8 protein-coding genes are annotated in these 11,678 nt (G+C 73.8%); all 8 read right to left on the reverse strand.

The features are described 5' to 3' along the window. Positions 1-55 precede the first annotated feature (55 nt). Positions 56-1,522, reverse strand: a complete 1,467-nt coding sequence (locus tag ACWGKI_RS10465; RefSeq protein ID WP_452186753.1) for a glutamate synthase subunit beta — start codon at positions 1,520-1,522, stop codon at positions 56-58. After that, the gene (gltB, locus tag ACWGKI_RS10470) at positions 1,515-6,083 is read right to left on the reverse strand and encodes a glutamate synthase large subunit (protein WP_452186755.1); all 4,569 of its coding nucleotides are present in this window, start codon (positions 6,081-6,083) and stop codon (positions 1,515-1,517) included. Before gltB ends, ACWGKI_RS10465 begins: the two co-directional genes overlap by 8 nt. A 121-nt stretch (positions 6,084-6,204) precedes the next feature. Beyond that, a complete protein-coding gene (gene lgt, locus ACWGKI_RS10475) occupies positions 6,205-7,287 on the reverse strand; it encodes a prolipoprotein diacylglyceryl transferase (protein WP_452186809.1) in 1,083 nt (360 codons plus the stop codon). Positions 7,288-7,292: 5 nt separating this feature from the next. Further along, on the reverse strand, positions 7,293-8,180 hold the full coding sequence (gene trpA / locus ACWGKI_RS10480) for a tryptophan synthase subunit alpha (RefSeq protein ID WP_452186757.1): 888 nt from the start codon (positions 8,178-8,180) through the stop codon (positions 7,293-7,295). Next, on the reverse strand, positions 8,177-9,526 hold the full coding sequence (gene trpB / locus ACWGKI_RS10485) for a tryptophan synthase subunit beta (protein WP_452186759.1): 1,350 nt from the start codon (positions 9,524-9,526) through the stop codon (positions 8,177-8,179). The genes trpA and trpB overlap by 4 nt, the downstream gene beginning before the upstream one ends. A 94-nt stretch (positions 9,527-9,620) precedes the next feature. Further along, positions 9,621-10,445 (reverse strand): indole-3-glycerol phosphate synthase TrpC, encoded by an 825-nt coding sequence (trpC, locus tag ACWGKI_RS10490; RefSeq protein WP_380241402.1) that lies wholly within the window; start codon positions 10,443-10,445, stop codon positions 9,621-9,623. A 166-nt stretch (positions 10,446-10,611) separates the two neighbouring features. Beyond that, the gene (locus ACWGKI_RS10495; RefSeq protein ID WP_452186761.1) at positions 10,612-10,890 is read right to left on the reverse strand and encodes an HGxxPAAW family protein; all 279 of its coding nucleotides are present in this window, start codon (positions 10,888-10,890) and stop codon (positions 10,612-10,614) included. A 41-nt stretch (positions 10,891-10,931) separates the two neighbouring features. Further along, positions 10,932-11,657: a Trp biosynthesis-associated membrane protein gene (locus ACWGKI_RS10500; RefSeq protein ID WP_452186763.1), complete on the reverse strand. Its 726-nt coding sequence runs from the start codon at positions 11,655-11,657 to the stop codon at positions 10,932-10,934. Positions 11,658-11,678: the final 21 nt, after the last annotated feature.

Raw genomic sequence — 11,678 nt, forward strand, 5'->3', positions numbered from 1 at the left:
GGGGCGGCCCCCGGGTGCCGATCGGCACCCGGGTACTGCTTCTTCGTTCTACTTCTTATCCTCGCAGCGCGACCGTCCGCGGGCCCACCGGCGCGGGCAGCTCGCTGCTGCCCTGCAGGTAGGCGTCGACCGCGGCCGCCGTCGCACGGCCCTCCGCGATCGCCCAGACGATCAGGGACTGCCCGCGACCCGCGTCGCCCGTCGCGTACACGCCGGGCAGGCTGGTGGCGTAGTCGTCGCCGCGCCGGACCAGCCCGCGGGTGGTGAGCTCCGCGCCGGTCTGGGTGACCAGCTCGTCCGTCTCCGGACCGGTGAAGCCCATCGCGATCAGGACCAGGTCGGCGGGGATCTCCCGCTCGGTGCCCGCCCGGGGCACCCGGCGGCCGTCCGGCAGGTACTCCGTCTCCGCGACCCGCAGGGCCCGGACGTTCCCGTCCTCGCCGCCCACGAATTCTACCGTCGAGGCCAGGTAGCTGCGCTCCCCACCCTCCTCGTGAGACGTGGAGACCTCGAACACGATCGGGTCGGTCGGCCACGGCTGGCCCGCCGGACGCTCGAGCGGCGGCTTCTTGCCGATCGCCAGGGTCGTCACGCTCGCCGCACCCTGGCGCAGCGAGGTGCCCAGGCAGTCCGAGCCCGTGTCGCCGCCGCCGATGATCACGACGTGCTTGCCCTCGGCCGTCGGGGCGCCCTCGACGGGGTTCCCCGCCGCGGCCTTGTTCGCCGGCGTGAGGAAGTCCATCGCGAAGTGGATGCCCGGCAGGTCGCGGCCCGGCAGCGCCAGGTCGCGCGGCACGGTCGCGCCGGTGGCCACCACGACGGCGTCGAACCGGCGGCGCAGCGCGTCCCACGTGATGTCACGCCCGATGGCGACGCCCGGGCGGAACCGGGTGCCCTCGGCCTCCATCTGCGCCAGCCGGCGCTCGATGTGGAGCTTCTCCAGCTTGAAGTCCGGGATGCCGTAGCGCAGCAGGCCACCGATGGCGTCGTCGCGCTCGTACACGACGACGGTGTGGCCCGCCCGGGTCAGCTGCTGGGCCGCCGCCAGGCCCGCGGGGCCGGACCCCACCACGGCCACGGTCGAGCCCGTGAGGCGCTGCGGGACCTGGGGCGTGACCAGGCCGCGGGCGAACGCCTCGTCGATGATCGAGACCTCGACGTTCTTGATCGTCACCGCGGGCTGGTTGATGCCGAGCACGCAGCTGGTCTCGCAGGGCGCCGGGCAGACGCGACCGGTGAACTCGGGGAAGTTGTTGGTCGCGTGCAGACGCTCCACGGCGTCGGCCCACTGACCGCGCCACACCAGGTCGTTCCACTCCGGGATCAGGTTGCCCAACGGGCAGCCCTGGTGGCAGAACGGGATGCCGCAGTCCATGCAGCGTCCCGCCTGCTCCTTGAGGAACGGCTGCCCGTCCTCCCGGTGGGCGTGCGTGTCCTTCCAGTCACGCAGCCGCACCTCGACCGGGCGGTTCGGCGGGAGCTCGCGCTCCCGCACCTTCAGGAATCCGCGGGGGTCAGCCACGCGCCACCTCCATGATCTGCTCCCACATCGCCGGGTCGAAGTCGTCGCCCTCGCCCAGCGTCTTCCCGGCGGCCTCGGCCTCGGCCAGCGCCGCCCGCACGCGGGCCCAGCCCGCGGGCAGCACCCGCGAGAACCGCGCCCGCGCGCCGTCGTCCTCGAGGAGCTCGGCCGCCACGGGCGAGCCGGTCTCCGCGAGGTGCCGCTCCAGCAGGGCGCGCACGCTGTCCCAGTCGGCGTCGTCGAGCGGCCCCACCTGGAGCTCGCCCGCGGCCACCGACTGCGTGTTCATCGCCACGTCGCGCAGGTTGAGCACGTACGCGACACCACCCGACATGCCCGCGCCGAAGTTGCGGCCCGTCGGGCCGAGCACCAGCACGGTGCCACCGGTCATGTACTCGCAGCCGTGGTCGCCCACGCCCTCCACGACCAGCGTGGCGCCCGAGTTGCGCACGCCGAAACGCTCGCCGACGCGACCGCGCAGCAGGATCTCGCCCGAGGTCGCGCCGTAGCCGATGACGTTGCCCGCCACCACGTTGGCAGCACCCTCGAGCACGGCCGAACGGTCCGGGCGGACCACGATGCGGCCGCCCGACAGGCCCTTGCCGACGTAGTCGTTGGCGTCGCCGTACAGGCGCAGCGTCACCCCGTGCGGGAGGAACGCGCCGAGCGACTGGCCGGCGGAGCCCGTGAGGGTGACGTCGATCGTGTCGTCCGGCAGGCCGGCGCCGCGGTACCGCTTGGTCACCTCGTGGCCGAGCATGGTGCCGACCGTCCGGTTGACGTTGCGCACGGGAAGCTCGATCCGCACCGGCAGCGCGTCCTCGAGCGCGGGCCGCGCCTGGTCGATCAGCTGGTTGTCGAGCGCCTTGGCCAGACCGTGGTCCTGTGTCACCGCCTGGTGCAGGACGGCGCCGTCCGCCGCCGACGGGGCGGCGAGCACCGGGGCCAGGTCCAGGCCCTCTGCCTTCCAGTGGTCCACGGCCTTGCGGGTGTCGAGCGCCTCGACGTGACCCACGGCCTCCTCGATCGAGCGGAAGCCGAGCGACGCCAGGTGCTCGCGGACCTCCTGCGCGATGAACTCGAAGAAGTTCACCACGAACTCGGGCTTGCCCGTGAACCGCTTGCGCAGCTCCGGGTTCTGCGTCGCGACGCCCACCGGGCAGGTGTCGAGGTGGCAGACGCGCATCATGACGCAGCCGGAGACCACCATCGGCGCCGTGGCGAAGCCGAACTCCTCGGCGCCCAGCAGCGCGGCCACGACGACGTCGCGCCCGGTCTTCATCTGGCCGTCCACCTGCACCACGATGCGGTCGCGCAGGTTGTTCAGCACGAGGGTCTGCTGAGTCTCGGCCAGGCCGATCTCCCAGGGCGTCCCCGCGTGCTTGAGCGACGTCAGCGGGCTCGCGCCCGTACCGCCGTCGTGGCCGGAGATGAGCACGACGTCCGCGTGCGCCTTGGACACGCCCGTGGCCACGGTGCCGACGCCGAACTCGGAGACGAGCTTCACGTGCACACGGGCCGACGGGTTGGCGTTCTTGGCGTCGTGGATCAGCTGCGCCAGGTCCTCGATCGAGTAGATGTCGTGGTGCGGCGGCGGCGAGATGAGGCCGACGCCGGGCGTGGAGTGCCGCGTCCGGGCGACCCAGGGGTACACCTTGGGGCCGGGCAGCTGGCCGCCCTCGCCCGGCTTCGCGCCCTGGGCGAGCTTGATCTGGATGTCGTCCGCGTGCGTGAGGTACTCGCTCGTCACGCCGAACCGGCCGGACGCGATCTGCTTGACCCGCGAGCGACGCTCGGGGTCGTACAGGCGCTCCGGGTCCTCGCCACCCTCACCGGTGTTGGACCGCCCGCCGAGACGGTTCATGGCGATCGCGAGGGTCTCGTGGGCCTCGGCCGAGATCGACCCGTAGGACATCGCGCCGGTGTTGAACCGCTTGACGATCTCGCTGACCGGCTCGACCTCGTCGATCGGGACCGGCTCACGGTCGGGCGTGAACCGCAGGAGGCCGCGCAGCGTCATGAGCCGGCGCGACTGCTCGTCCACGCGACGCGTGTACTGCCGGAAGATGTCCATCCGGCCCGTGCGCGTGGCGTGCTGGAGCCGGAACACGGTCTCCGGGTCGAACAGGTGCTCCTCGCCGTCCCGGCGCCACTGGTACTCGCCGCCGCTCGTGAGTCGCTGGTGGGGCTTGTGGTTGCCCGACGCCGGGTACGCCTCGGCGTGGCGCGCCGCGACCTCGGCCGCGATGACGTCGAGCCCGATGCCGGCGAGCCGGCTGGTCGTCCCCGTGAAGTAGTCGTCCACCAGCTCGTGCGAGAGCCCGACGGCCTCGAAGATCTGGGCGCCCCGGTACGACATGATCGTCGAGATGCCCATCTTGCTCATCACCTTGAGCACGCCCTTGCCGAGGGCCTTGATGAGGTTCGCGACGGACTTCTCGGGGCTGACGTCGAGGTACCCGCGCAGCGCGAGGTCCTCGACCGTCTCCATGGCGAGGTACGGGTTGACCGCCGCCGCGCCGTAGCCGATGAGGAGCGCGACGTGGTGCACCTCGCGCACGTCCCCCGCCTCGACGACCAGCGAGATCCGCGTGCGGGTCTGCCGGCGCAGGAGGTGGTGGTGCACGGCGCTCGTGAGCAGCAGCGACGGGATCGGCGCCAGCTCGGAGTCCGAGTCACGGTCGGACAGCACGATGTGCGTGGCCCCCGCCTCGATCTCGGCGTCGACCTCGGCGAAGATCTCCTCGAGGCGGGCCTGGAGCGCACGTCCGCCGCCCGAGACCTCGTACAGGCCCCGGACCATGTGCGCCCGGAACTCGCCCTCGAGGCGCTCGTCGCGGTCGATGCGCACGATCTTGGCCAGCTCGTCGTTGTCGAGCACCGGGAACGGCAGCACGAGCTTGCGCGCGTGCTTCGGGTCGTCCGACAGCAGGTTCGGCTCGGGACCGATCGCGCCGCCGATCGACGTGACGAGCTCCTCGCGGATCGCGTCCAGCGGCGGGTTGGTCACCTGCGCGAACATCTGCGTGAAGTAGTCGAACAGCAGGCGCGGCCGGCTGGAGAGCACGGCCACCGGCGTGTCCGACCCCATGGCGCCGAGGGGCTCCGCGCCCTGGTTCGCCATCGGGGTCAGGATGATCTTGAGCTCTTCGGAGGTGTAGCCGAAGGCCCGCTGGCGCCGCTGCACCGAGGCCGGGCTGTGCGCCACGTGCTCACGCTCGGGCAGCGACTCGAGCGAGATCGAGTTCTCCTCGATCCAGCGCGCGTAGGGGCGCTGGGCGGCGAGCTGCGACTTGAGCTCGTCGTCCTCGACGATCCGTCCCTGGGCGGTATCGACCAGGAACATGCGGCCCGGCTCCAGGCGGCCCTTGCGCACGATCGTGGCCGGGTCGAGGTCGAGGACACCGGCCTCGGACGCGAGCACGACGAGCCCGTCCTCCGTGACCCAGTAGCGCCCCGGGCGCAGCCCGTTGCGGTCCAGGACCGCACCGATGAGCGTGCCGTCCGTGAACGTGAGGCAGGCGGGCCCGTCCCAGGGCTCGATGAGGTTCGCGTGGTACTGGTAGAACGCCCGGCGCGCGGGGTCCATCTCGGCGTGGTTCTCCCACGCCTCCGGGAGCATCATCAGCACCGCGTGGGGCAGGGAGCGCCCGCCCAGGTGGAGCAGCTCCAGCACCTCGTCGAGGCTCGCGGAGTCGCTGGAGCCCTCCGTGCACACCGGCAGGAGCGACGTGAGGTCGCCGAGCTCCTCGCTGGCCAGCGTCCCCTCGCGGGCGGCCATCCAGTTGCGGTTGCCGCGCACCGTGTTGATCTCGCCGTTGTGCGCCACGAGCCGGAACGGCTGCGCCAGGGGCCATGACGGGAACGTGTTCGTGGAGAAGCGCGAGTGGACCAGCGCGATCTCCGACGCGTAGCGCGGGTCGGACAGGTCCGGGAAGAACGGCTCGAGCTGCGCGGTCGTGAGCATGCCCTTGTACGTCAGGGTGCGGCTCGACAGGGACGCGAGGAACAGGTCCAGCTCGTGCTGCGCGCGCTTGCGCAGGCGGTACGTGCGCCGGTCGAGCTCGAGGCCCGCCAGCTCGCGCGACGGCGCCGCGACGACGACCTGCCGGAACAGGGGCATCGACGCGCGTGCCGTCGGGCCGACCAGGTCGGCCGTCACCGGCACGTCGCGCCACGCGAGCACGTCGAGCTTCTCCTCCGCCGCGATCGCCTCGAACTGGCGCGCGAGGGCGTCGGCCTCGGCCACGTCCTGCGGCAGGAAGGCCATGCCGATCGCGTAGTGGCCGGCGGGCGGGAGCTCCGCCGCGACGACGTCGCGGACGAAGGCGTCCGGGATCTGCGTGAGGATCCCTGCCCCGTCACCGCTGTTCTCCTCGGCGCCCACCGCTCCGCGGTGGTCGAGGTTCAGCAGGGCCGTCAGGCCCGCGTCCACGATGTCTCGGCCGGGCGTCCCTCGCAGGGTCGCGACGAACGCGACACCGCACGCGTCGTGCTCTGCCGTGGGGTCGTAGAGGCCCTGGGCCGAGGGCCGCGCGACCCGATGCTGCGGCGTGGTCATCAACACCGTCCTCCTGCACGCCCGCACGCGGGCGCGTCATGCTCAATGGTGGTCGGGACGTCGTCGGCCCGTCGGAAACATCAGGCGCCCCACCCGGGTGGTACCCCGGGAGGGAGTCGCCTCAGGCGCGGCCGGCCGGACCCTGGTCGGGTCCGGCGCCGTCCGTGTCGGCACGGTGCGGGCCGCCACCGCTGTCGCGGCGGTCGTCCCGGCCGGGGGCGCCCGTGGCGGCCCCGGCGTGCGCGGTGCTCGAGGTGTCGAGCTCGGTGTTCTGCTGGTCGTCCGCGTCGGCCTGCGCCGACCCGTCCCGGGTGTCCTGCTCCCCCACCTGCCCGCCGCGTCCGCGACCCGGCAGCTCGACCCCGTCCTCCCGCTCCGGGTGACGCCTGCCGATGAGGACGAACGCGACGAGGGCCCCGAGGCCCACGATGATCGACGTCCACACGTTCAGACGCAGCCCGAGCACGTGCTCGGCGGTGTCGATGCGGAGCATCTCGATCCACACCCTGCCGAGAGTGTAGAGCGCGACGTAGGCCCAGAATACCCGCCCATGACCGAGCCTGTACCGACGGTCGAGCCAGACCAGGAACGCCGCCGCGGCGAGGTTCCAGAGCAGCTCGTACAGGAACGTGGGGTGGAAGAGCGTCCCCTCGGCGTACGCCGCGCCCGTGGACGGGTCGATCGGGAGGTACTGCGGGTCGATCCGCAGGCCCCAGGGCAGGGTCGTGGGGGCACCGAAGAGCTCCTGGTTGAACCAGTTCCCGAGGCGCCCGATCGCCTGCGCCACGAGCAGGCCAGGGGCCAGGGCGTCGGCGAAGCTGCTCAGCCGCACGCCCTTGCGGCGGCAGCCGATGAGCGCCCCGATGGCGCCGAGCGCGACGGCGCCCCAGATCCCCAGGCCGCCCTCCCACACGTACAGGGCCCGTACCGGGTCCCCGCCCTCGCCCCAGTAGGGCTCCGGGGTGCTGATCACGTGGTACAGCCGGCCGCCGACGATGCCGAACGGCACGGCCCAGAACGCGATGTCGAGCACGTCGTCCGCCACGCCGCCCCGGGCGACCCAGCGCTTCGTGGTGATCCAGATCGCGACCGCGATGCCCGCCAGGATGGCGAGCGCGTACGCCCGGATCGGGACCGGGCCGAGGTACCAGGTGTGCTGCGGCGGGCTCGGGACGGCGGCGTGCACGGACGCCGCGAGGATCACGGGGCTCACGGACGCTCCTCCGAGGGCAGGGCCGGCTCCCGGCGCGACCGGCGCACGCCGTCGGCGAGGTCCGCCACCGTCGCCCGCAGGGCGTCGAGGCGCTGCGACCAGGGCTGGTCGGTGAGCAGCGGGCGCACGAAGGCCGACCCGACGATGACGCCGTCGGCGTACCGGCCGACCTCCGCCGCCTGGTCGCCCGTCGAGACGCCGAGACCGACGCACACGTGCTCGGCGCCGGCCGCGCGGGTGTCCGCGACGAGCTGCTCGGCCCGCGGGCCCACCTGGGCCCGCGCTCCGGTCACGCCCATCGTCGACGCCGCGTACACGAAGCCGCGCGAGGCGCGCGCGGTCAGCGCCAGCCGCTCGGGGGTGGAGCTGGGGGCGACGAGGAAGACGCGGTCGAGCCCGTGCGCGTCGGAGGCGGCGATCCACTCCTTGCCCTCGTCGGGGATCAGGTCGGGAGTGATGAGGCCCGCGCCGCCGGCGCCGGCGAGGTCGCGCGCGAACACGTCGACACCCTGGCGCAGCACCACGTTCCAGTACGTCATCACGAGGGCCGGCACCCGGCCGCCCGAGCTCTCGGCCACGGCCTCCACCACGCGGAAGACGTCGCGGACCCGTGCCCCGCCGGCCAGCGCCGACTCCGCGGCACGCTGGATCACGGGCCCGTCCATGACGGGGTCGGTGTACGGGACGCCGATCTCGACGACGTCCACCCCGGCCTCGACCATCGCCAGGACGGCCTCGACCGAGCGGTCCACGTCGGGGAAGCCGACGGGCAGGTAGCCGACGAGGGCCGCGCGCCCCTCGGCACGCAGGGCGTCGAGCCGCGCGGCCGTGGGCGAGGCCGCCGGCGACACGGCCGTCGGTGCGGCGTCGGTGCTGGTGCTCACTGGTCCCCCTCCGGCGTCCCCGGGGCGTCGGCGTCGGCCTGCTCGTCGAGAAGCCCGAACCAGCGCGCCGCGGTCGCCACGTCCTTGTCGCCGCGACCCGACAGGTTCACCAGGACGATCTCGTCGGTGCGACCCGCCTCCGCGGCGGCCCGGCCGACGCGCAGCGCCCCGGCGAGGGCGTGCGCGGACTCGATCGCGGGGATGATCCCCTCGGTGCGGCACAGGAGGCGGAACGCCTCCATGGCCTCGTCGTCGGTCACGGGCTCGTACGTGGCCCGGCCCAGGTCGTGCAGCCACGAGTGCGCCGGCCCCACGCTCGGGTAGTCCAGGCCCGCCGAGACGGAGTGGCTCGGCAGCGTCTGGCCGTCGTCGTCCTGCAGCAGGTAGGAGCGGGCGCCGTGCAGCACGCCCGGGGCGCCGCCGGAGAACCGCGCGGCGTGCCGACCGGACTCGACGCCCTCGCCGCCCGCCTCGAACCCGTAGAGCGCGACGCCCTCGTCGTCGAGGAACGCGTTGAAGATGCCCAGCGCGTTCGACCCGCCACCCACGCACGCCGCGACGACGTCGGGCAGGCGCCCGGCGCGCTCGAGGATCTGGGCGCGCGCCTCCTCGCCGATGATGCGGTGGAACTCGCGCACCATCTCCGGGAACGGGTGCGGCCCCGTGACCGTGCCCAGCAGGTAGTGGGTGGTCTCGACGTTGGCCACCCAGTCGCGCAGCGCCTCGTTGATCGCGTCCTTGAGGGTGCGCGACCCGATCTTGACCGGGATCACCTCGGCGCCGAGCAGCCGCATCCGGGCGACGTTGAGCGCCTGGCGCTGCGTGTCCTCCTCGCCCATGTACACGACGCACTCGAGGTCGAGCAGGGCGGCCGCGGTGGCGGTGGCGACGCCGTGCTGGCCGGCGCCGGTCTCCGCGATCACGCGGGTCTTGCCCATCCGCTTGACCAGCAGCGCCTGGCCGAGCACGTTGTTGATCTTGTGCGACCCCGTGTGGTTGAGGTCCTCGCGCTTGAGGAAGACCCGCTGGCCGCCGGCGTGCGCGGCGAAGCGGGGCACCTCCGTCAGGGGCGACGGACGGCCGGTGTACTCACGGTGCAGCCGGGCCAGCTCGTCGGTGAAGGCGGGGTCGCCCAGCGCCTTGCGGTACTCGGTCTCGAGCTCGTCGAGCGCGGCGATCAGGGCCTCGGGCACGAATCGGCCGCCGAACTGCCCGAAGTACGGGCCCTCGACGTCCGCCAGCCGCCCGAGCACCTGGTGCGCCAGGGTCTCGGTCAGCGCCTCCCGTACGGGTTGTTCGGGCACGGGTCCTCCGTCTCTCGTCGTCACCGCTCGGCGGGTCTGCATGAAGGGTCGTCCGAGGGTACCGGTCGGCAGGACCTCGGCGGTGCGGCGTCCTACGACCACCGGAGCGGCCCGCCGCGGGCCGTCCGGGCGGACGTCACGGCTGGGCCGCCGGGCGGACCGACCACAGGGCGGGGTGCTGCCCCGCGGCGACCAGGTCGGCGACGGAGCGGCGCGGCGCACCGTCGGTGACCAGCGCCTCCCCGACGAGGACGGCGTGCGCGCCCGAGCGCGCGTAGTCGAGCACGTCGTGCGGTCCGCGCACGCCCGACTCGGCGACGCGCACGACGTCGTCCGGGATGAGCGGGGCGAGCCGCGCGAAGGTCGAGCGGTCTACCTCGAGGGTCTTGAGGTCACGGGCGTTGACCCCGACGACGCGGGCGCCGGCGTCCAGCGCCCGGCGCACCTCGTCCGCGGTGTGGGCCTCGACCAGCGCCGTCATGCCGAGCGAGTGCACCCGCTCGATCAGCGACGTCAGCACGGTCTGCTCCAGGGCCGCGACGATCAGCAGGACCAGGTCCGCCCCGTGGGCGCGCGCCTCCCACACCTGGTAAGGCGTGACGACGAAGTCCTTGCGCAGCACCGGGACGTCCACCCGGGAGCGCACCGCGTCGAGGTCGGCGAGGCTGCCGCCGAACCGCCGCTGCTCCGTGAGCACGGAGATCACGCTGGCGCCGCCGCGGGCGTACTCCTCGGCCAGGGCCGCCGGGTCGGAGATCGGTGCCAGGTCGCCCTTGCTGGGGCTGGATCGCTTCACCTCGGCGATCACCGCGACCCGGTCCTCCGAGAGCAGGCGTCCGCAGCACTCGAGCGCGCCGGGCACGCGTGCTGCGCGCTCCTTGAGCTCGTCGAGCGACGTCCGCGCCTGGCGCACCGCGAGGTCCTCGCGGACCCCCGCGACGATGTCCTCCAGGACCGTCATGGTCTGCCTCCCCGTCCCGTGACGCCGCACCGACGTCCTGCCAGCCATCGTAGGCCCGTCCGCGGGACGGCCCGGACACGTCTCCGACCGTGAGACGCCGGTGGGACGCCGACGGCGCGCACCCTCCTCGCGGAGGCCGCGCGCCGTGGCACGTCAGGTCCTGCGCTCAGTGGCGCGAGCTCGCCTTGCGGGGCGTCACGCCCGGCTTCGCCTGGCCGAAGCCCAGGTTGCGCAGCACGGCGCCGAGCACCAGGGCGCCCGCGACGATCACGGCGCCCACCCAGACCAACACGTCGGAGACGTCGGGGAGCATCCCCACGGCGCCGACGGCCACGCCCACCATGATGCCGATCATCGCCGTCCACGCGGCGGTGGTGTGGCCGTGGTTCGTGGGCGGGACGGCCGGGGGCAGGTAGGCGACCTCGGCGTTGCGGTTGTCGGTCATTGGAATGTGATGCCCTTTCGTGACGTGGTGCGCGGTCCAGCCTAGCGGTCCGCGGACGGGTCCGTGCCCCGGGAGAGCGCGTCCCAGGCGTCGTGCGGGTCGTGCTGTCCGGCCTCGTCGGCGTCCTGCGCCGCCCCCGTCGCGCCCGGGGCCGTGGCCGCGGGCCGGGCACCGGTCTCGGCAGCGCCCGCCCGAGGCGTCGCGGGCGCGCGCTCGTGGCGCCCGGACGTCGCTCCCCAGGCCGGGGCGCCGGCGGCGGCGAGCACCACGACGACCACCGCCAGGGCGCCGAGCACGACGGTCAGCCACGGCCACACCGCCACCGCGACCGGTGAGGTGAGGTCCGTCACCCCGGCCGTGTCCGAGGCCCCCGTGGTCGCGGCGGGCAGCGGGTCGGCCAGCACGGTCAGTGCCGACGCCGCGGCGAGGGCGCCCGCCAGGGCGACCACGACGAGCGCCACCCAGCGCGCCGCGCGGCCGGCGATCGCGAGCGCGACGCCGCCGGCGACGACCACGAGCGCGGCAGCGGCGACCGCAGGTGCCGCCGTCGTGCCCGGCACGGTGATGTCCACCGTCGGCTCGAGCGCCGTCGACACGGTGGTGCTCACCCAGGTGGGCGACGCCGTCGCCAGGGTGAGCCCGCCGACGGCGACCACCGCCCACACCGCGCGCGACCGTGCACGCAGCGGCCCGCGGCCCCGGGTGGGGTGGGGGCCGGCCGTGCCCGCTGCCTCGTCGATGTGGTCGATGTCGTCCGTACCGTCCATCTGCCCTGTCCGTCCGTCCTG

The sequence above is a fragment of the Isoptericola sp. NPDC055881 genome (assembly GCF_053615895.1).